The organism is Pelagibacterium limicola, assembly GCF_015694405.1.
Classification (GTDB): domain Bacteria; phylum Pseudomonadota; class Alphaproteobacteria; order Rhizobiales; family Devosiaceae; genus Pelagibacterium; species Pelagibacterium limicola.
Map to the genome: position 1 here is coordinate 104,237 of NZ_JADQDB010000003.1, position 20,997 is coordinate 125,233.

General features: G+C 61.9%; 19 protein-coding genes. 11 read left to right on the forward strand and 8 right to left on the reverse strand.

Annotation, left to right across the window (positions count from 1 at the left end):
- Positions 1 to 19 precede the first annotated feature (19 nt).
- Together I2G20_RS06655 and I2G20_RS06660 are read left to right on the forward strand one after the other, a co-directional pair.
- Complete coding sequence (locus tag I2G20_RS06655) at positions 20 to 487, forward strand: DUF3237 domain-containing protein (RefSeq protein ID WP_196258920.1); 468 nt, start codon at positions 20 to 22, stop codon at positions 485 to 487.
- An 86-nt stretch (positions 488 to 573) separates the two neighbouring features.
- Entirely contained in the window at positions 574 to 1,869 is a 1,296-nt protein-coding gene (locus I2G20_RS06660) for an FAD-dependent monooxygenase (protein ID WP_196258921.1), read from the forward strand.
- A gap of 155 nt (positions 1,870 to 2,024) precedes the next feature.
- Here the strand turns inward: I2G20_RS06660 and der are convergent, their stop codons facing one another.
- The 3 genes from der to I2G20_RS06675 form a co-directional block, all read right to left on the reverse strand.
- Positions 2,025 to 3,482 carry a ribosome biogenesis GTPase Der gene (gene der / locus I2G20_RS06665; protein ID WP_196258922.1) on the reverse strand — a complete coding sequence of 486 codons (1,458 nt, stop codon included), beginning with the start codon at positions 3,480 to 3,482 and terminating at the stop codon, positions 2,025 to 2,027.
- A 7-nt stretch (positions 3,483 to 3,489) separates the two neighbouring features.
- Positions 3,490 to 4,233: a tetratricopeptide repeat protein gene (locus tag I2G20_RS06670; protein ID WP_196258923.1), complete on the reverse strand. Its 744-nt coding sequence runs from the start codon at positions 4,231 to 4,233 to the stop codon at positions 3,490 to 3,492.
- 81 nt (positions 4,234 to 4,314) lie between these two features.
- Entirely contained in the window at positions 4,315 to 4,881 is a 567-nt protein-coding gene (locus tag I2G20_RS06675; protein WP_196258924.1) for an NnrU family protein, read from the reverse strand.
- 106 nt (positions 4,882 to 4,987) lie between these two features.
- Here I2G20_RS06675 and I2G20_RS06680 point away from each other — a divergent pair, with 106 nt between their 5' ends.
- The 4 genes from I2G20_RS06680 to I2G20_RS06695 all read left to right on the forward strand — a co-directional run bounded on the left by I2G20_RS06680 (position 4,988) and on the right by I2G20_RS06695 (position 9,072).
- Positions 4,988 to 5,677, forward strand: a complete 690-nt coding sequence (locus tag I2G20_RS06680; protein WP_196258925.1) for a helix-turn-helix transcriptional regulator — start codon at positions 4,988 to 4,990, stop codon at positions 5,675 to 5,677.
- A gap of 77 nt (positions 5,678 to 5,754) precedes the next feature.
- A complete protein-coding gene (locus tag I2G20_RS06685) occupies positions 5,755 to 6,882 on the forward strand; it encodes an epoxide hydrolase family protein (protein ID WP_196258926.1) in 1,128 nt (375 codons plus the stop codon).
- Positions 6,883 to 6,992: 110 nt separating this feature from the next.
- A complete protein-coding gene (locus tag I2G20_RS06690; RefSeq protein WP_196258927.1) occupies positions 6,993 to 8,177 on the forward strand; it encodes an MFS transporter in 1,185 nt (394 codons plus the stop codon).
- 10 nt (positions 8,178 to 8,187) lie between these two features.
- Complete coding sequence (locus I2G20_RS06695; protein ID WP_196258928.1) at positions 8,188 to 9,072, forward strand: DMT family transporter; 885 nt, start codon at positions 8,188 to 8,190, stop codon at positions 9,070 to 9,072.
- 23 nt (positions 9,073 to 9,095) lie between these two features.
- Here I2G20_RS06695 and acs read toward each other — a convergent pair whose 3' ends face one another.
- Positions 9,096 to 11,024 carry an acetate--CoA ligase gene (acs, locus tag I2G20_RS06700; protein WP_196258929.1) on the reverse strand — a complete coding sequence of 643 codons (1,929 nt, stop codon included), beginning with the start codon at positions 11,022 to 11,024 and terminating at the stop codon, positions 9,096 to 9,098.
- 900 nt (positions 11,025 to 11,924) lie between these two features.
- Here acs and I2G20_RS06705 point away from each other — a divergent pair.
- The 4 genes from I2G20_RS06705 (at position 11,925) to I2G20_RS06720 (ending at position 16,928) form a co-directional block, all read left to right on the forward strand.
- On the forward strand, positions 11,925 to 13,505 hold the full coding sequence (locus I2G20_RS06705; RefSeq protein ID WP_196258930.1) for a helix-turn-helix domain-containing protein: 1,581 nt from the start codon (positions 11,925 to 11,927) through the stop codon (positions 13,503 to 13,505).
- Between the two features lie 72 nt (positions 13,506 to 13,577).
- Positions 13,578 to 13,967 carry a response regulator transcription factor gene (locus I2G20_RS06710; RefSeq protein WP_196258931.1) on the forward strand — a complete coding sequence of 130 codons (390 nt, stop codon included), beginning with the start codon at positions 13,578 to 13,580 and terminating at the stop codon, positions 13,965 to 13,967.
- A 13-nt stretch (positions 13,968 to 13,980) separates the two neighbouring features.
- On the forward strand, positions 13,981 to 14,217 hold the full coding sequence (locus tag I2G20_RS06715) for a hypothetical protein (protein ID WP_196258932.1): 237 nt from the start codon (positions 13,981 to 13,983) through the stop codon (positions 14,215 to 14,217).
- Between the two features lie 2 nt (positions 14,218 to 14,219).
- Positions 14,220 to 16,928 (forward strand): sensor histidine kinase, encoded by a 2,709-nt coding sequence (locus tag I2G20_RS06720; protein WP_196259328.1) that lies wholly within the window; start codon positions 14,220 to 14,222, stop codon positions 16,926 to 16,928.
- Here I2G20_RS06720 and I2G20_RS06725 read toward each other — a convergent pair.
- From I2G20_RS06725 to I2G20_RS06740, 4 genes are all read right to left on the reverse strand, one after another.
- Complete coding sequence (locus I2G20_RS06725) at positions 16,925 to 17,152, reverse strand: DUF4287 domain-containing protein (RefSeq protein ID WP_196258933.1); 228 nt, start codon at positions 17,150 to 17,152, stop codon at positions 16,925 to 16,927. The genes I2G20_RS06720 and I2G20_RS06725 overlap by 4 nt on opposite strands.
- Complete coding sequence (gene panC / locus I2G20_RS06730) at positions 17,149 to 18,000, reverse strand: pantoate--beta-alanine ligase (protein WP_196258934.1); 852 nt, start codon at positions 17,998 to 18,000, stop codon at positions 17,149 to 17,151. The genes I2G20_RS06725 and panC overlap by 4 nt, the downstream gene beginning before the upstream one ends.
- Positions 17,997 to 18,845 (reverse strand): 3-methyl-2-oxobutanoate hydroxymethyltransferase, encoded by an 849-nt coding sequence (gene panB / locus I2G20_RS06735; RefSeq protein ID WP_196258935.1) that lies wholly within the window; start codon positions 18,843 to 18,845, stop codon positions 17,997 to 17,999. Before panB ends, panC begins: the two co-directional genes overlap by 4 nt.
- A gap of 117 nt (positions 18,846 to 18,962) precedes the next feature.
- On the reverse strand, positions 18,963 to 19,871 hold the full coding sequence (locus I2G20_RS06740; RefSeq protein ID WP_196258936.1) for a LysR family transcriptional regulator: 909 nt from the start codon (positions 19,869 to 19,871) through the stop codon (positions 18,963 to 18,965).
- A 129-nt stretch (positions 19,872 to 20,000) separates the two neighbouring features.
- Here I2G20_RS06740 and I2G20_RS06745 point away from each other — a divergent pair, with 129 nt between their 5' ends.
- Positions 20,001 to 20,987: a TAXI family TRAP transporter solute-binding subunit gene (locus I2G20_RS06745; protein ID WP_196258937.1), complete on the forward strand. Its 987-nt coding sequence runs from the start codon at positions 20,001 to 20,003 to the stop codon at positions 20,985 to 20,987.
- Positions 20,988 to 20,997: the final 10 nt, after the last annotated feature.

Genomic DNA, 20,997 nt, shown 5'->3' on the forward strand with positions numbered 1-20,997 from the left:
GCAATCCGGGAGATTGACGATGCCCCTTCTGCCAGCGCCCGGCCTCGACTATTTCTGCACGCTGGAGGTCGATCTTTCGCCGCCGGTGGCCACCGGGCAAACGCTTAACGGCACGAAGCGGATCATTCCGATCACCGGCGGGCGGGTCCACGGTCCCAATATCAATGGGCGGATCCTGCCGATCGGCGCCGATTGGCAATCGGTTTTCGAGGGAGGCGTTGCAGAGTTGGACGCCCACTATGCCTTCGAAACCGATGACGGTGCAGTCATCGAAATCCGCAATTTCGGATTCCGACACGGGCCGGAGGATGTCATCCGCAAGCTCGCGGCTGGCGAAATCTGTCCCCCGGACTCCTACTACATGCGGACGGCCGCGAGGCTGACAACCGGGCACCCCGATTATGCTTGGGTCAACCGGACGATGTTCGTGGGCACCGGCGCGCGCCTGGCCACCATGGTGCAGATTGACCTCTACGCCGTCGAATAGGTTGGCCATCCCGCCAGCTTTTGCTACTAAGCATAACAATAAACGCTCGGGCCGTTGCCCGAAGAAGTACCAGGGGGACCGGCTAAGTGGAAAATCGGGTTCTTATCGCCGGTGGCGGCATCGGCGGATTGGCCTTGGCCCTGACGCTGGATCAGATTGGCGTACCATTCACGGTTTATGAATCCGTTCGCGAGCTTGCGCCCCTCGGCGTGGGGATAAACCTGCAGCCCAATGCCGTGCGCGAGATGTACGACCTCGGCATCGGGGCCGGAGACCTTGATACGATCGGTGTTCCCTCCAAGGAATGGGCGCTTGTCGGTCTCAATGGCAACGATATCTATTCCGAGCCGCGCGGGCTACTCGCCGGCTATAAATGGCCGCAATACTCGGTCCATCGCGGCCAATTGCACATGCTGCTGTACCGCAAGCTGGTCGAGCGCGCAGGGCCCGATTGCGTAAGGCTCGGTTGCAAGGTGACCGGTTATGCGATCGGTGCGGACCGGTCCGTCACTATCGCAGTCAACACGGCTGACGGTTCTGTTATCCAGGATCGCGGCGCATTGCTTGTAGCCGCCGACGGCATCCATTCCGCCGTGCGGGCGCAGATGCACCCCGACCAACCGCCCATCAACTGGGGCGGCGCCATCATGTGGCGTGGAACGACCAAGGCACGCCCGATCCGGACGGGATCGTCTTTTATCGGGCTCGGCACCCACAAACACCGGATCGTCTTTTATCCGATTTCGCCGGCCGACCCGGAAACAGGACTCGCAACGATCAACTGGATCGCTGAGCGTACCGTCGATAATTCGGAAGGTTGGCAGAATTCCGGGTGGTTCAGGCCCGTCGAAGTCAGCGAGTTCATCGAGCATTTTGCCGATTGGCGCTACGACTGGCTCGACGTTCCGGACCTCCTCGGCCGCGCCGACATTGCTTACGAAAACCCGATGATCGATCGCGACCCGGTCGATACGTGGCAGGATGGACCCGTGGCGCTACTGGGGGACGCCGCCCATGCGATGTATCCCACCGGTTCCAACGGCGCGAGCCAGGCGATCATCGATGCGCGCATACTTGGCGCTTCCATACTGGCGCACGGTGTGACACAGGCTGCGTTGTCCGCCTACGACCAGAAGCTCTGCGGTCCGATATCTGAGGTTATTCTGCGCAATCGCAGCGCCGGACCTTTCGGGTTGCTCAACATGGTCGATGAGCGCTGTGGCGGCATTTTCGAGAATATCGACGATATCATCCCTCCCGACGAACGCCGGGATTTCATGGCAAAATACAAAGCAGCCGCAGGGTTTGCCGTCGAACAACTGAACGCGTCGGGTCCGACGATTGCCACAGGACGCCGCATCGACGAGGCTATTCCGGCTTAGGGTGCAAATATTCCCGTCATCTCAACCGGCGCGATATTCGCCGGTTGACTGGATGCACGTGGACGGGGTTCGACAGAGCGCGGCAAATATTTAACTGAACGAATTATACGAATTTCGTTCATTTCGTTCATTTCGTTCAATAAAGATTTCCAGGCTTACCGGTCCGCTTCATCCACGTACGGGTTCTTCCCACCGCGCACCCATAGCCGAATAGGCGTGCCGAACAGCCCGAAATCCTGCCGCAGGCCGTTGACGAGATAGCGTTGGTAGGCCGTCGGCAGCGCATCGGGACGAGAAGCGAAGACAATGAAGCTCGGCGGCCGCGTCTTGGCCTGTGTCATGTAACGGAGCTTGAGCCGCCGGCCGGAGACCGCCGGGGGCGGGTGGTGGTCGATCAGTGCCGCCAGCCAGCGGTTGAGCTTGGCCGTCCTGATCTTGACGTTCCACACCCGCTCGATATCGAAGATGGCCTTCATCAGCCGGTCGATATTGCGCCCCTGTAAACCCGACAGGGTCACCATCGGGATACCGCGCAATTGCGGCAGGAGCCGCTCGCACTGCTCGCGCAGTTCGGCAAGCTTGGCATTCTTGTCCTCGACGAGATCCCATTTGTTGATCGCGATGACCATGGCCCTGCCCTCGCGCTCGACGAGATCGGCCAGTGCAAGGTCCTGCTTTTCGAACGGGATGGTCGCGTCGAGCAGGAGCACGACGACCTCGGCGTACTGGATCGAGCGCAGGCTATCGGCCACCGAGAGCTTCTCGAGCTTGCCCTGCACGCGGGACTTGCGGCGGATACCGGCGGTATCGACGAGGTTAATGACGCGGCCGTCCCATTCCCACGGGACCATGATCGAATCGCGGGTGATCCCGGCTTCGGGGCCGGTCAGCAGGCGCTCGGCGCCGACCATACGGTTGATGAGCGTCGACTTGCCCGCGTTGGGCCGTCCGACGATGGCGACGTTGAGGTAGCGGTTGGGGTCCCAGCGCATGGGCGCGGTGTCGCCAGCCTGGTCCTCGCCTTCTTCCTCGTTGACATCGACGTCGACGGCGGGCTTTTGCACCATCTCGTAGTCGAAATCTTCCTGCCGCTCGGCTTCCGCCTTTTCCGCTTCGGCTTTGTCCACCGCCTGCGAAATGATCGTATAGAGATCGGCGAGTCCCAGCCCGTGCTCGGCGGACAACGGGATCGCTTCGCCGAAGCCGAGGCTATATGCCTCCATCAGCCCCGCGTCGGCGGCCCGGCCTTCCGCCTTGTTGGCAACGAGATGAATGTCCTTGTCGGCGCGGCGCAGGAGGCGCGCGAAATGCTCGTCGGTCGGGGTCACCCCGGCGCGCGCGTCTATCATGAAGAGAATGATGTCGGCCTCGGCAATGGCCATCTCCGTCTGCTGCCGCATCCTCGCTTCGAGGCTGTCGTCATTGGCGTCTTCATAGCCGGCGGTATCCACCAGATTGAAGGTCAGATCGCCGATGCGCCCCGGCCCTTCGCGGCGGTCGCGCGTGACGCCGGGGGTGTCGTCGACAATAGCGAGCTTCCTGCCAACCAGCCGGTTGAACAGGGTCGATTTCCCGACATTGGGGCGGCCTACGATGGCGACGGTGACGGTCATGGCGCGCCTATTCGGAGGGGGTCGCGAACGGATCGTCAGCGGGTTCGAGCCCAAGGTCGAGTTCGCCTTCGGGCACCAGCAGTTCCTCGTTCACCGCGACACCGGCGGATGCAAGCTGTTCGAGGTATACGAATGCCCGCATCTGGATATCCTGGCTAGCGGCCGGATCGGCGGCGATCGCCTCGAAATTCTGGCGCGCTGCCTCGTAATCGCCGGCCTTGTAATAGGCCAGGCCAAGCGCTTCGCGAGCCTGGTTGCGCAGCGCATTCTCCTCGCCGGTGAGCGAACCGGCACGCGCTTCGACGCCCGCGACATCGAGATGATCGACGGCGAGATAGGCCCCGAGGATCAGCGCGAGCTCGCGCAGGCGGATTTCGTTGAGCGAGGACGAGAGGGCGTCATAGGCGGAAATCGCAGCGTCTGCATTTCCCTGCTCGGCCAGAAGCCCCGCGGCGCGGAAACGGGCGAGGATCGCATAACCCTCGGGACCTTCGTTGGCGATTGCCTTGAGCGCAGCTTGTGCCTCGCCGAGGTCGCCACGGTCGGCGAGCGCGACGGCGGCATAGTAACGCTCCGAAGCATTGGCGGCCGAAGTATCGCGCCACCATTTCCAGGCCTCGTTGGCCGCGACGACCAGGACGATCAGGACCGCCCCACCGATGATGAACGGCGCGTAGCGCTTCCAGAACGCCTTGAGCTTGTCGCTCCGCAGTTCCTCTTCGACTTCGCGCAGAAAGGAGTCATCACTCATGGGTACGCCCTGGGCTCAATGAAATTCGGCCGGACAATAGTGGCCCGGCCGCGCGATTGCAATTGAAAGCCAGGGCTTTTCTCAGCCGTATGGCGCAATGCCGATCAGGGGTCCGTGAAGCCAGAACGCAAAAATCAGGGCGAGCGCAACACCAAGGACGATAGCAATGACATCGTTGAGCACCGGACCGGCCACGGGGGCCGGATCGTCCCGGCGGCTGAGCGAGACGAGATCGGCGACGGTCCAGATCAGAAACGCACCAAACAGGATGAGCGAGACCAAGTCGCCATTGACGAGGAGGTGGCCCAATGCCCAGAGCATCACGCCAATCAGCATGGGATGGCGCAAGGTCGCCTTGATCCGCCCGGTGGGCACATAGGCGGCGGCGATGCCAACAAAGCCGAGCACGGTCAGGAGACCGGCAAGGTGCCTCCCCCAGCCCGGCGGCGAGAAGACGAAGCCGCTCTCGGGCCGCGCCATGGCGTAGCCCACAACAATCATGACGAGCCCGACAGCCGAAAGCGTTGCATAGGCGCCCTTATAGGTTCCGGGACGGGCAACCAGTTGGGCGTCCCTCCAGCCCGGTGCAACGATACGGACGGAATGGATGGCCAGAAACAGAACGAGGCCGACGATCAGAACCCACATATGCCCTCTCCCTCACTGAGTCGCGTGGAAGGCAAGTGTGAGTTGTGCGCTCGCGCTTGGCAATCGAGATTGAAATGGATGGGGGGCTTCGCGCATTGTGCGCCTCATGGACAAGACCGAACGCCTTTTTTCCATCATGGACGCCCTGCGCCGTCACCGGCACCCGGTGACCGCGGCCGCGCTTGCAGAGGAACAGGGCGTATCAGTCCGCACGCTTTACCGCGACATCCAGACGCTGATCGGGCTCGGCGCGCCCATCGATGGCGAAGCGGGGGTGGGCTACATGCTGAGGCAGGGCTTTTTCATGCCACCGCTGATGTTCTCAGCAGAAGAGCTCGAAGCGCTGGTGCTGGGCGCTCGCTGGGTCGAGGCGCAGCCCGATACCGAGCTCTCGCTGGCGGCAAAGAACGCGCTGGGAAAGATCGCCACGGCCTCACCGGAGGATTTGCGCGACAAGATCGCCGATACCGGGCTCTGGCCTGTTCGCGTGTCGGGCGATTATGCACCCCTCCCCCTGCTCGGCCTCGTGCGCGAAGCGATGCGGCGGGAAAAGGCGCTGTGGATCGATTACAGCGACGAAAAGGGTTCCAGCTCGTCGCGCGAAATCTGGCCCGTGCAGCTCGCCTTTTACGAGAACAAGCAGATCGTCGCGGCATGGTGCACCCTGCGTAAGGCCTTCCGGCATTTCAGGACTGAGCGGATCAATGCCGCAGAACTGACAGCAAACCGGTATGGCAACCGCCGGGCGATTCTTGCCGCCCAATGGTATGCCGAATGGCGCGAGCGCGGTTCCTGACGCGGGCTGTCAGCAGGGTGGTGCATGGTCCTTTCAACGGCGGCGGGGCGCTGCCGAGACACCGAAAGGACAAGACCATGACCATCCTCCCCTTCAAGATTTCCGTCTCCGACGACCAGATTACAGACCTTCGCGAGCGGCTGGCGATGACGCGTTGGCCGGTCGCGCCGACAGCCGATTGGGATCGCGGCCAAGCCCTGCATCTCGTCAAGGAGCTCGCCGCACAATGGCTCGATGGTTTCGAGTGGCGCGCGGTCGAAGCCGAGCTCAACCGCTTCCCGCAATACACGACCGAGATCGAAGGACAGACGATCCATTTCCTTCATATCAAATCGCCCGAAGCCGGTGCATTTCCGCTGCTCCTCGTTCACGGCTGGCCCTCCACGCCTTTCGAATTCACCGATGTGATCGGCCCCTTGAGCAATCCCGCAGCCCACCGGCAAGCAGGCGGGCAGGCTTTCGATCTCGTCATTCCCTCTATCCCTGGCTATGGCTTTTCGGGTCCGGTGACGGCGCCGGGATGGGACGGCGCCCGGGTCGCCAGGGCTTTTGATGCTCTGATGAAGCGTCTTGGCTACATTGAATACGGCTATCACGGCGGGGACGTGGGTTCGGGAATCGGCCGCGAACTTGGCATCCTCGCGCCGGACGGACTTAAAGGCGTGCATGTCCAGCAGATCTTTGCTTTTCCGACAGGCGCCGAAGGGGAAATGGAAAAGCTCACGCCGTTTGAGATGGAAGGATTTGCCATTCTCGGCCACTTCCAGAAATATGCATCCTACAACGACGCGCACCAAAAGCGCCCCCAGACGCTTGCTTTCGGGTTGGTGGATTCGCCGGTCGCGCTGCTTGCCTGGAATGCTGAACTCCACTTCGGCTTTCTCGGCGAGGGTGAAACGACGACCGATCGCCACCGTTATCTCACGATGGCTTCGATCTACTGGTTCACCGCAACCGGCGGTTCGGCGACCAATATCTACTTCGAGGATGCCCAAACCGGCGCGGGGTATCGCGAAGTCATGAATACGGTGCCCACCGGCGTCGCGGTGTTTCCCAACGACTTCCGTTCGGTGCGTGCTTTTGCAGAGCGCGCCAACAATATCGTGCACTGGACCGAGATGCCGCAAGGCGGACATTTTGCTGCGGCCGAGGCGCCCGAGCTTCTCGCCGACGATATCCGGGCCTTCTTCGGCAAGGTGATCTGATCATCGCAATGTTTGCCCCAGAGGGCTGCCGCGAGGCGGCCCTTTGGGGGTGCATATTGAGTGCGGAGCGGTTATTGAGGGCATCGCTCATTCGGGCCGGGGACACTCTAATGACCACAACCGACCAGCCCCTCTCCGGGCAGGACCAGCGCGCGGCCTATATCATAATGGCCGTCTTTTTTCTTCAGGCCTTCGCCAGCGGCGGCATCTACGCGCGCATCCCCGACATTCAGGCCGCGCTCGGGATTGGGGAGGCAACGCTTGGGCTGGCGCTCCTCGGCCAGCCGCTGGGCGCCCTGACGATCTTCATTTTTTCGGGGATGCTGGTCGAGAAGCTCGGCACGCGGTTCCTTCTGGCATGCTCGATACCGGGTCTATCCATTGCTCTGGGGCTGATGTCGCTCGCTCCAAACGCCTGGCTCCTGGGCCTTGCGTTCTATGGCTTCGGGGCGAGCTTTGCGATCGCCAATGTTTCGATGAACGTGGAAGCGGACCGGATAGAGGCCAGCACCAGCGCACGCATCATGAACCGGTGTCACGGGCTGTGGAGTCTCGGGTTTCTCGGAACCGCCCTCCTCTCGACCGCGGTGCGCGGCGCGGGGATATCCCAGCAGGTGCATTTGCTCGCTCTGGTTCCGCTGGTCCTCCTCGTCAGCGTGCCGCTTTTCGTGGCCATGCGTCCCGCCCCGCCGCGCGGGCATTCGGGGGCCGAGAAGCGGCCGCGTTTTGCCCTGCCGACCTTCGGCACCGTCTGCCTTGTCGGCTTCGGGCTTGCGGGCGTGCTGATCGAGGTGATGACACGGAACTGGTCGGTCATCTTCATGCGCGACAGTTTCGAAACACTGGAATGGGTGGAAACGCTGACGCTACCGGCCTTCCTCATCACCATGACAGCGGGACGGATGCTCGCTGACGGTTGGACGTCGCGGTTCGGGCCGATCCGGACCGCGCGAATCCTCACCCTGGTCTCGCTGGTCGGACTCCTGATGGTCGTCCTGCCCCTGGGCCTTGTCATGGCGATCGCGGGCTTTGCGCTTCTGGGGCTCGGCGTGTGCACCTCGTTCCCCCTGATGCTCTCGGCGGCAGCGCGGCTGGGGGACAGGCCTGCGGCAGAAAACGTCGCGGCGGTCACCATGACGATGACCTTCATCAATCTGGGCACGCCGGTCCTTATTGGACTTGTCGCGGAGGCTCTGGGCATACGCGTGAGTTTTGCGATGATCCTGCCATTCCTGCTACTTGCCCTGGTAACGGCTCGGTATCTGGAGCCAGACAAGACCAAATCCTCCACGTGAGAATCGTACCATGAACGGTTCCCCGCCGCTTTTTTTCGTTCCGCTCGGCGTGCTGTTCAGCCTGGTCTGGAGTTCGGCCTTCATTGCCGGGGCTGTCGCTGTTCCCGAGCTCGGGCCGTTTCCCACGCTTGTCCTGCGCTTCGTCCTCAGCGCCATTGCCTTGCTGCCATGGTGTTTGCGGGACAACCGCATTCTTGAGAAGCGGCTTGTCGGGACCGGTCTGCTACTCGGTGCGCTCAACAATGGAGTCTATCTCGGGCTGACCTTCTACGCGCTCGGATACATCTCTCCGGCGCTCGTCGTCGTGTGCGTAAGTTGTGCCCCCTTCATCGCCTTGGGACTGGCGGCGCTTATGGGTATCGAGCGGCTGAACTGGCGGAAGGGGCTGGGGACGGTGATCGGCGTTGCAGGCGTGGTTGTCATTACCGGGATCAATCTCGGCTGGAACGACATTTTCGGGATCGGGCTCGCCTTGGCGGGAACAGTGAGCTTCGCACTGGCGACGGTACTGTTTCGCGGCAAGTCCACGGGCATGCCGTTGATGGCCCTCAATTTCTGGCAGTCCGTTTCAGGCGCCGTGGTGCTCCTGCCATTCGCCCTGCTGACAGCGGGAGTGATCAGTGGTTTGTCCCCGGCGGCGCTGGCTGCGGTACTCTATCTCACGATCGGGGTGACGATGGGCGGGATGCTGCTCTGGCTCGCACTGATCCGCATGGGCGGCGTTGCGCGAGCTTCGGCGTTTCACCTGCTCAATCCGGTGTTCGGCGTATTGCTATCCCATGCAGTATTTCAAACGGGCATCGAGCTGCGCACCCTCGCCGGCGCCGCGATTGTCGGCGTGGGGCTCTATCTGTGCCTCGGTGGTAAGGCGGGCCCTGCCTCGCGGATTGAATAAATGCGAGGCAGCAAAGAGGCTTGTCAGCGATTCCTGCGGTTATCGATGAGGTTGTCGACCACTCCCGGATCGGCGAGGGTCGACGTGTCCCCGAGCGAGGAGTAGTCGTTTTCGGCGATCTTTCTCAGGATGCGGCGCATGATCTTGCCGGAGCGGGTCTTGGGCAGTCCAGGCGCGAATTGGAGCAGGTCGGGCGTCGCGATGGGACCGATTTCCTTGCGCACCCAGCCCCGCAATTCGGCTTCAAGCTCGGGCGTGATTTCCTCGTCCGCCATCAGGGTCACATAGCAGTAGATACCCTGCCCCTTGATCGAATGCGGATAGCCGACCACAGCGGCTTCCGAGACCTTCGGGTGGGCGACGAGTGCGCTTTCGATCTCGGCAGTCCCCAAACGATGGCCTGAAACATTCAGCACGTCGTCGACGCGGCCCGTAATCCAGTAGTAGCCGTCCTCGTCGCGACGGACGCCGTCGCCTGTGAAATAGAGGCCCTTGTAAGTCGAGAAATAGGTTTCGATGAACCTCTGGTGGTCGCCCCAGATGGTTCGGGCCTGACCGGGCCAACTGTCGGCAATTGCCAGCACGCCTTCTGCGGCAGTTTCGGTGATTTCCTGGCCTTCAGGCGTCAGAACGAGAGGCTTGACGCCGAAGAAGGGCTTTGTCGCCGAGCCGGGCTTTGTCGGAATGACGCCCGGGAGGGGCATGATCATCGAGGCGCCGGTTTCAGTCTGCCACCAGGTATCGACGATCTCGCAACGGCTACGCCCCACATGCTTGTGATACCACTGCCATGCCTCGGGGTTGATCGGCTCGCCCACAGTTCCGATGAGGCGCAGGCTGGAAAGATCGGCTTTCTCAACGTATTCGAGACCGGCCCCCATCAGTGCGCGGATAGCGGTCGGTGCGGTATAGAAGATGCCGACCTTGTGGCGGTCGACGACCTGCCAGAAGCGCGAGGCATCGGGCCAGGAGGGAATGCCCTCGAAGATCAACGACGTGACGCCATTGGCGAGCGGACCGTAGACGATATAGGAGTGGCCTGTGACCCAGCCGACATCGGCGGAACACCAGTAGACCTCGCCCGGACGGGGATCGAAGATCATTTCGTGTGTAAGCGAAGCCCAAACGAGGTAACCGCCGGTGGTGTGCAGCACACCCTTGGGCTTGCCGGTCGAACCGGACGTGTAGAGGATGAAGAGCGGATCCTCGGCGTTCATCGGCTCGGGATCGCAGAAGGGCTCGACGCCCGCGGCGGCTTCATGCCACCAGACATCGCGGCTGCCTTTCATGGCGATATTGCCGCCGGTGTTCTCGACAACCAGCACCTTCTCGACGCCGGGGCAGTCCTCGAGAGCCACGTCCACATTGGCCTTGAGCGGCACCGACTTGCCGCCGCGGCGGCCTTCGTCGGCGGTGATGACCACGCGGCTGTCGCAGTCGTTGATGCGACCGGCCAAGGCGTCAGGTGAAAACCCGCCGAAAACCACCGAGTGCACCGCACCGATGCGGGCGCAAGCGAGCATGGCGTAGGCGGCGGCCGGGATCATGGGCAGGTAAATGGTGACCCGGTGACCTTTGCGCACGCCGAGGCTCTTGAGCACATTGGCGAAGCGACAGACCTCGTCATGCAATTGCTGAAAGGTAATGTGTTTCGCCGCATCCGCCGGATTGTCCGGTTCCCAGACCAGGGCAACCTGATCCGCTCTGTCCTCGAGGTGCCGATCGATGCAATTGGCCGAAACGTTGAGAACGCCGTCCTCGAACCATTTGATCGAGACATCCGGCCAGGCATAGGTCGTGTTCTTGGCCTTGGTGTAGGGCTGGATCCAATCGAGTCTTTTGCCTTCCTCCATCCAGAACGCTTCGGGCTCCGCGAGCGAGAGATCGTATTTTTGCGCGTAGCTTTCGGGCGTAAGGCGGGTGTGGCGGGTAAGGAAAGCGTGGCTGTTCATGGATGATGCCTCTTCTGACGTCCTGAATGGCGCGGTTCGTTCCTCGCGCCTGTTGTCGGGCCGGAGGCCCCTACCCCTGCCCGATCAGGGGTGTACGCTCGGTGGGGATGGCCCCGGCATTACAAACTCCCCGCGCACCCGGACGATACATCGGGGTGCGCGGGGCGTTCCTTATTCCGCCTGCCGCCTTCGCGGGAGGACGGCGAATTTCGCCCGAACGCTGCGAGCAGCGCCGGGCCAGGTTACCGATACGGCATCCGCGGAACGTGGAAACCCACCGCCCCGCCACGGATGGCGGGGTAATTGATCACCCTTCCATGCGTTGACATACCGGTTACCTGGAGGAGCCCGTTAGCATGGCGAACCGAACTGGCGCGCCATGAAGCTGAATCCGTCTCCGAGCCACATGGCCGGCCATTCCCGCGACGGAAAGAAACCGTCGTTGCAATGGCCCGCGCCACGGGCGTCGAGGAGACCGCGGCCGGGCGCTGGGCCCGGCGATTAAAACCAGTCGCCCCGTGGGCGCGCGGCCGAAGGCTTCCGGCAAACGAGTCGCGGTGGGGCGCAACGACGAGCGGAAGCGGGCCACGGCCCACGGGGACGTTGGAGAATTGCCGTGCGTCAACATGCGGCAATTGGAAAACGTGAATACGATCCGCGGACATAGCCGACACGGAAACCACGCGGGCAAGCGCGCTACTTCCAGTCCTGTCCCAAGCGTTGATCATTTCCCCTCCACGGCGCGAACGGTGCTGTTATGGAATCGCTCCTGATCGCGCAGAAGCACTATCGGGCCGTGGTAACAACGATTCAATATCTTATTGTAATTCAAAAGAAATTCTGTAAATTATTGAACCTAAAATACACATTCTATGTAAATTCATTGACAGAGGTAAAGCATTGCGCGCACCGATCGGGCTGAGAATTAGCACACGCCGCAAGGCGTTAGGCCAATCGCAGGCCGCTCTCGCACGGACCGTTGGCGTATCGGCCAGCTACCTCAACCTCATCGAAGCCAACAAGCGTCAGGTCGGCGGAACGCTGTTACAGAAGATTGCGACGGCGCTCGACATCGATATCGACGAGTTGACGGGCGAAGCTGAACACCGACTCATCCACGAATTGATCGAAGCATTTGCCGATCCCATTCTGGCCGGCCGCGGGTTCGGGCTCGACAATGCGCGCCAACTCGTCGCCACTAGCCCGGAAATCGCCCAGATTCTCGCAACGCTCTACCGGGGCTACACCACCGCAAATGCCAACGCGGATGCCTATGCCAACCGGCTGCGGGCCGATCCTCTACTGAGCCAATTGCTCCATCAGGTGCTTTCGGGAATCACCGCGGTGCGCGCCGGTGCCGAAATTCTCGGCGACGTCCCCGATCTTTCGTCTGAGGAGCGCGAGCGTTTCGTCACTTCGATCCTCAGAGAAGCGGGGAGCCTCTCGGCTGTCGCACAGAACCTCATCGGACAGTTCGACCAATCGAGCGATGCGGGCCGTTCGGTCTCCACACGGCGCGAAGTGGACGACATGATTTTCGCCGCCGGCAACTACTTTCCAGCGCTCGAAGCCGTGGCGGACAAAGTCCGGCTCAAACTCGAAGCGGCAGGGCCTATCAATGAGGCAACGCTTGTCTCGGGTCTCGAGAGCATGCTTGGCATCAATGTGTTGCGAACCGCGCGCAAGGGAGACGGAAAGAGTTTCGGGTATTACCCCGAGTTCCGCACGCTATGGTTTCGCAACACGGTGCCGCAATCCACGCGCCAGTTCCAGATGGCCCGGCTGTTTGCCGAAATGCTGCACCCCGAAGCGCTCGATGCCGCTGTCGATACCCCTCTGCTCCTGACCGACCGCGGGCGTGCGCTGGCACGGCGCTATCTCGCGGCCTACGTTGCCGGTGCGATGCTCTTCCCCTACGACCGGTTCATAGAAGACGCAGAATCGGTGCGGTACGACATCGATGCGCTGAGCGAACTCTATAATGCGAGCTTTGAGCAGATGGCGCACCGGCTGGTGACGCTCAGGCGGTCGGATGCGCAGGGCGTGCCGTTCGGCTTCCTGCGGTCCGACCCTGCCGGGCGGCTGACAAAGCACTTTCCGCTTCCCGGGCTGCTGCTGCCCCACACCGGTCATGCCTGCCCGCTCTGGGCGATCTATTCAGCTTTCCGCACGCCGGGGCAAATCGTGCGCCAACCCGTGCGCTTCCTCGACGGCTCCCGCTTCCTGTTCATCGCCAAAGCGGTGACGCGCCGCAGTTCCGGCTTCACCGACCAAGCCCTCCCCCATTCGGTCCTCATCGCCACCGATATCCTGCATGCCGACCGGACGGTTTATGCCGATGGCCTCAACCTTGCCGACGGACAGGCGGACATTGCCGTGGGCCCAACGTGCAGACTGTGCGCGCGCCCCGACTGCGCAAGCCGGCAGGAGGAACCTTTCTCCCCCACGATGACACCAGCGCCCGCCCTCCGGCCCGCCTAGGGGTTGGCGCGGTCCTGGAAATAAGGTTATGTGACAGGTGGCTTCCGGAGGAGGAGGTCTGGAGGGGCGATATTGTCCATAGACGTACTCATCGCCGAGGATGAGCCGAGCATTCTGGAGGCACTGGATTTCGTCTTCCAGCGGGCCGGCTGGTCGATCGACTCGGTCATGGATGGAGAGGCTGTCATCGATGCAGTGCGGCGGCTCAGTCCGCGCGTGCTCGTCCTCGATGTCATGTTGCCCAAGCGCAGCGGCTTCGAAGTTCTCAAGCAAATCCGCGCAGACCGCGCGACGGCCGGGTTGCGCGTTCTCGTGTTGACGGCCAAAGGCCAACAGCAGGATCGCCGCGTTGCCGAGGAACTCGGCGCTGATGCGTTTATCACCAAGCCCTATTCCAATTCCGACGTGGTGAATGCCGTGCGCAGCCTGCTCGGCGAGGCAGAGCCCAAGGTGGCCACCTGAGCGGCGTGCGCTAATGAACCGCAGGAAAATCATCGGTGCATCACTGTTCTTCACCCTCTTCGGGTTGATGGCCATGTTGCCGCCGTTGGTGCTGCTTTTTCGTTTCGACATGCTTCTGTTCGGCATTCCGGTCGAAACGGTCTATCTCTTCGGCCTGTGGATTTTCCTTGTGATCGGCGCATGCTGGTTCAGCTATGTGCTGCCGCACGAACACCATCTGCCACCCAGCGAGGGAGATGAGACGTCGTGACGATGACACTGACTGCCGATCTCGTCATCGCCTCCGCCGTGGCCTATGTGGGCCTGCTCTTTTTCATCGCCTATCTCGCCGACCGTAACACGAACACCCGGGCCGGCGTGTTCCTGCGCTCGCCCTTCGTCTATACGCTCTCGATCTCCGTCTATTGCACCAGCTGGACCTTTTACGGCGCCGTGGGCTCGGCAGCCCGGACGGGCCTCGAGTTCCTCACGATCTATATGGGTCCCACGCTCGTCTTCGTGGGTTGGTGGTTCATATTGAGGCGCCTCGTGCGCATCAGCCACGAGCAGCGCATCACCTCGATCGCCGACCTGATTTCCTCCCGGTTCGGGAAATCGAGCAGCCTTGCGGTGCTGGTTACCGTTCTCGCGGTAATTGCCATTGCGCCCTACATCGCACTCCAGCTCAAGGCCATCACCTCCTCCATCGGCGCGATCGCAGGCGCTTCGCAATTCGGACGGGGAAGCATCGAAGGGCTGGACGAAACCGGGCTGGCGCTCGCGGTGGCGGCGGGGATGGCCGTGTTCACGATCCTCTTCGGAACCCGGAATGTCGATGCCAAGGAGCAGCATCACGGGGTGGTAGCGGCGATTGCGTTCGAGGCCGTCGTCAAGCTCGCGGCCTTCGTCGCCGTCGGGGTGTTCGTACTCTATATCGGTGGGGGGCTCGACACCATTTTCGCGGACGCGGTGGCAGCCGGCCACCAAATCCACGCCGAGGGGACATTTGACGACCGCTGGATCGCCATGACCTTCCTCGCGGCAGCGGCCATCATCTGCCTGCCGCGGCAGTTCCAGGTGACAGTGGTGGAGAATTCGGACGAAAACCACTTGCGCACGGCGAGCTGGGCATTCCCGTTCTACATGCTCGCGATGAGCCTCTTCACCCTGCCGATTGCCCTTTTCGGGCTGACTTTCCTACCCGTGGGGTCCAATCCGGACATGTTCGTTCTGACGCTGCCGCTGGCGGCGGGTCAGGACGCGCTGGCGCTGTTCGCCTTTATCGGCGGCTTCTCGTCGGCGACATCGATGATCATCCTCGAGTCGATTGCTCTTTCGATCATGGTGTCCAACCATATCGTCGTCCCCATCATGCTCAGGGCGACGTCGGACGACAATATCGGCGATGGGCAGGGGGTGCGGCGGCTGATCCTCAACGCACGCAGGTTATCCATCGTGCTGATCCTGTTCCTGGGGTTCGGCTACTTCTATCTCACCCGCGCCTCCGACGCCCTGGCGCCGATCGGACTCATCTCGTTTACCGGGGTGGCGCAGTTCCTGCCGGCGATCCTTGCGGGCCTGTTCTGGCGCGACGCCTCGACCAAGGCGGCGATAGCCGCGGTTTCGGTCGGATTCCTTGTGTGGCTGTGGTCGAGTTTCATGCCCTCGTTCGCCTCGTCATCTCCTGTGGTCGCACAGATCATGGCGGAAGGCCCAATGGGCATCGCATGGCTGAGGCCACACGGGTTGTTCGGAATGAACGGGCTCGATCCCCTCGCCCACGCGGTATTCTGGAGCCTTTTCCTCAATACGACGGTCCTGATCCTCGGTTCGCTCATTACCAAGCAATCGCCACTCGAGCACATTCAGGCGTCGGTTTTCCTAAACGTTTTCCGCAAGGCGACGGGTGAGACAAGCCCTATCCGAGGGTCCGCCACTGCTGACGACCTGTTCCTCGTGGCTCGACGTGTGCTGGGGCACAAGCAGGCGGTGGCGCTGTTTTCCCAGGAAGCCAAGCGGGCGCGCCTGCCCTGGTCGGCGCTGGAACCGAGCCCGACCTTTATCCGAACCCTCGAGCGCGAGTTGGCCGGCTCGATCGGTGCAGCATCGGCGCATGTCATGCTTTCAAAAGTGGTTTCGGGCGACTCGGTTTCGCTCGAAGAGGTCATGCAGATGGCCGACGAAACCCAACAGGCCATCGAGTACTCTCAGGAACTCGAACGCACCTCGGCCGAGTTGCGGGCTACAGCGGAAAAGCTCGAGGCCGCCAACCGGGAATTGCGACGGGTCGATTTGCAGAAAGACGAATTTCTGAGCCAGGTCAGCCACGAGGTGCGAACGCCCATGACCGCCATCCGCGCCTTTTCCGAAATCCTCCTCACCGAAAGAGACCTGGGACCGGATTCGCGGGAGCGTTTTGTCGGCACGATCCACAAGGAAAGCCTGCGCCTGACCTCCCTGCTCGATGAAATCCTGGATCTTTCCGCGCTGGAGCGAGGGGAACGCACGTGGGAGAACTATCCCATCAATGCCGAAGAATCCCTCGACCGGGCGTTGCGCGTTTGCGACGCGCTGGCGCGTCAGAGCAACACGAAAATGAAGGACGGATGGCGGGTGGACGAGGCCATCGTATTGGCCGATCCCGACCGGCTAAGCCAGGTGATGATCAACCTCATCTCCAACGCCATAAAATATAACGGCACTATCGCTCCGGAAGTAGAGGTACGCTCGCGTATCAGGGGCAAGCACTACGTCGTCGAGGTGCAGGACAACGGCGTGGGCATTCCCGAGGAGGAGCGCGCGCACATCTTCGACAAGTTCTATCGGGGGCGGCTCGGGGAAGCGGCACCCTATGCAGGCGCGGGGCTGGGACTGCCGATCAGCCGCGAAATCGTGTCGCGCATGGACGGGAAACTGGACCTGGTGCCAGGGACCGAAGGTGCATGCTTTCGGGTCACCCTCCCGCTGGCCGAAACCAGTTAATCGCCAGGCTTTTTCCTGCCCGTGAGCAGTGCGTAGATCGCCATCGCATGGCCGTGGCCGAGAGCATAATCCGCTTTAAGCCACTCGACGATTTCTCCGGCCTTGACGCCGAGCTTCAATTTACCGCCTTCGGAAAAGCCCTTTTGATCCGCGAGTTCCTGGAAGTCCTCCGGTCCCTTGCCGGTTTTGCTTTGGATCGTATCAAGATAGGCTTGAAAGCTCATGGCCGGTCCACCTGCACATTGTCGATCAACCTTACGCCATCGCGCCACGCCGCAACAAGCAGGCGCGCGGGGCCGGTCAAGGCATCAACGGGCGCAAGCGAGATCGCGTCACGCAGTTCGAGATATTCAACTTCGGTGAAACCGGCGGCGAGGATGGCGTCGCGAGTCGCAGCGATGGTTGGCGCGATTGGCGCGCCGGTGCGGAGTTTGGTGGCGGCTTCGAACAGCGCAGCGGCAAGTGCGGGCGCCGCTGCTCGCCCGTCGGGGGTAAGGCGGACGTTGCGCGAGGACATGGCAAGACCGTCGGTTTCGCGTACCGTGGGACCCGGGATGATTTCGACCGGGATATCGAGGTCTGCGACAAGGCGGCGGATTACTGAGAGTTGCTGGAAGTCCTTTTCGCCAAAAACGGCGCAATCGGCCCCGGACTGCAGCAGTAGCTTGGTGACGACGGTGGCGACGCCATCAAAATGGCCGGGGCGGAAGGCGCCGCACAGCCCCTCGCTGACCCCCTTTACGGAGACAGTGGTGGAGAAGCCATTCGGGTACATTTCGGCTGCATCCGGGGCGTAGAGGATGTCCACATCGAGGGCAGCCAGCTTGGCTGCGTCTTCATGCTCCGTGCGCGGATAGGCGGCGAGATCATCCTTGTTGTTGAATTGGGTCGGGTTGACGAACAGGGTGACGATGACCCGGTCGGCGTGGGACTGCGCGAGCCGGACGAGGCTCATATGTCCTTCGTGCAGCGCACCCATGGTCGGCACGACACCGACGCGAATCCCTTCCTTGCGCCAACCGGCGACCCGCGCCCGGAGCGCTGCAACAGAGCGGACAATTTCAAGGCTCATGCCGACTTGCCACCCGGCAAAGGTTGCGGGTTGTCGCCATAGGTATGCTCGGGGGCCGGGAAGGCTCGGGAGCGGACGTCCTCGGCATAGGCAGCTACGGCCTTGTCGGCCATTTCGCCCAGTTCGGCATACCGCTTGGCGAATTTGGGCTGGAAGGCGGTGAACATTCCCAGCGCGTCGTCGACCACGAGGATCTGTCCGTCGCATGCAGCAGAAGCGCCGATGCCAATGGTTGGAATATCGATATCGGCAGTAATCCGGCGGGCGAGCACATCCGGCACCTTTTCGATGACTACGGAGAATGCCCCGGCTTCAGCGACGGTGCGAGCGTCGCGCAGAACTATCTCTGCAGCAGCGCCCCTGCCCTGTACCTTGTAGCCCCCTTTGGCGTTCACGGATTGCGGCGTTAGGCCGACATGGGCCATGACAGGGATCGAGCGTTCGGTGAGGTAGCCGATCGTCGAGGCCATTGCCCTGCCGCCCTCGAGCTTGACTGCGGCGCAGCCGGTCTCGCGCATCAAAAGCGCGGCGTTGCGAAAGGCCTGTTCGGGGCTTTCCTCATAGGTGCCGAAGGGCATGTCCACGACCATAAGCGCATGCTTGAGGCCCCGGCGGACGGCCTTGCCATGCATGACCATCATTTCGAGGGTGACGCCGAGCGTATCGGGCAGCCCGTGCAACACCATGCCCACACTGTCGCCAACGAGAACGAGGTCACAATGCCTGTCGACAATTTCGGCCATTGGCGTGGTGTAGGCGGTGAGGCACACGATGGGCGCACCGCCCTTGCGGGCCGTTATGTCTGGCGGCGTCAGCGGTGCTGATTTGCCCGTGCCATAGGTCATTGCTCAACCCTTCCCTGATGGTTGAAGGCTCCGTCTATATGTCGGAACCACAACGGCTTCTCGCAAGCTGCGCTGTCATAAAACAAATGAGAGCCGACGCGAAGCCCCACAAAGTGTTTAGCCCGATACACCCAGGTCCGCTCGAAGCATGTTGACGAAGATCTGGCAGGCGGGGGAAAGAGACCGGCCGCGTTTGGTGACAAGGGCAACTGTGCGCTTGACCTCCGGATTGATCATTGGAATCAGCCGCACTGTATTGTGGGCGTGGTTGCGCGCGAGGGTGGAAGGCAGGATGCAGGCGCCGAGTTCGACTGCGGCCATCCAGATCGCGGTATCGAGAAAACCCGCTTCGTGGGCGATATCGAGCGTTACACCATTTCGCGCCGCGACGCTGTCGACGAGCCGTCGCACGCCGTAGCCGGGGCGAAAGGCGATGATGGGATGACCGGTGAGATCGGCCCAGGACACCGCTTCGCGGTCGGCCAGGGCGTGCGTCTCAGAGCAAACCAGATGGAGCGTGTCCTCGATCAGGGGAACGGAAATGAAATCGCCGCCCTCCGGTGGCGGCGTGCCGACGCCAAACTCGACCCTTTCGCCCTGGATATTGGGCAGAAACTGGTTTGGTGCGCAGTCATCGAGGACGAGACGGATGGAACTGTATTCACGGGCGAAGCGGCGCACCGTGGTCGTGAGCAATCCGCTGGCCGTTGCGGGCGTGGCCGTGAGGGTTACGCGCCCTCTGATGCCCGCGGTCAGGTCACCGGCGCTGTCCACGAGCGAGCCCACGTCCTGTAGAATGCGTTCCGCCATGCCGAAGATTTCGGTGGCGGCCAGGGTCGGCTCCAGCGAGCGCGTCGTACGGTCGAACAGTCGGATGTTGAGCGCAGATTCGATCTGGCGGATCAGCACGCTGACGGCGGATTGGGTTACGCCGAGATCTTCAGCGGCCGCAGCCAACTTGCGGTGCTGGTAGACCAGCACAAAAGCACGAAGTTGCTTGAAGGTCAGGCGGCCAAGGATATCCATAAAGCGACTGCATGAATGGTTTTGAATTTTTCGATTTTATTCACAATGCCGATGTCGTTCAATGCCCCGGAGCGAGCGCTCCAAAAACGCCGGAAGGCGAGGGCGTGAAGCGATGAGGAGGAGAGAACAATGAAATTGCGCACACTTTCGGCGCTGGCGCTTGCCGGCACCGCAATGCTGATGGCGGGGACTGCCAACGCCCAGCGCTACACCATCGGAACCAATCCCCAGGGCACCGTCTATTTCACGATCGGCGGCGGGCTCGCCGCCACGCTGCAGGACGCGCTGGGCGTGCAGGTTACGGTTCAGCCTTATACGGGGGCCTCGGTCTACCTGCCGATGATCAGTGCGGGCGAAGTCACGCTTGGCCTTAATTCGAGTCTCGACCTTGCCAGCGCCCGCGAGGGCGAATTTGGCGAACCCATGGAAAACCTCAGGGTTCTCGCTCGCCTTTGGCCGCTTACGGTCGCCCTTGTGGCTCGCAACGACCTCGGCATCACCGAAGTCGGAGAATTGAGCGGCAAGCGCGTCGTTACAGATCTCAGCGCCCTGCGCTCGATGAGCGTGGTTTCCCAGGTGATGCTGGAGTTGTCCGGGCTTTCAACCGATGACGTGGAGAACGTCACGGTTGCCGGACTGGCACCCGGCATGGAAGGACTGACCGAAAATTCGCTGGATGCCACGCTGATCGCGACCGGCATTCCGCTGACGCAGCAGGCACATGCGACGATTCCCGGCGGCATACGCTATTTGAGCGTTGCCGGCCCGGATGCGACTTCGGAAAACGCCGACGCCAAGCTGGCAGGTCTTTATCTTGCAGAATTGACTCCCAATCCCCGTCTTCCCGAAGTTACCGAGCCGGTGACCGTGGGGGCTTTCGACGTCTTCATTTCGGCAAGCTCGGACCTTCCGGACGAGGATGTGACGCGGATTCTGGAAGCGCTTTATGATGCCCTGCCCCAGCTCAAGACCGACTATCCCGCATTAGCGCAGGCCGGGCAGGATTTGCTGTCGCTTCCGTCCAATACGATACCCTACCACCCTGCGGCAGTTGACTTTTTCGTCTCGAAGGGTCTTTGGACAGAAGAGAACGCCGCACGAGACGCTGGGTTGTAAGGCTCATAAC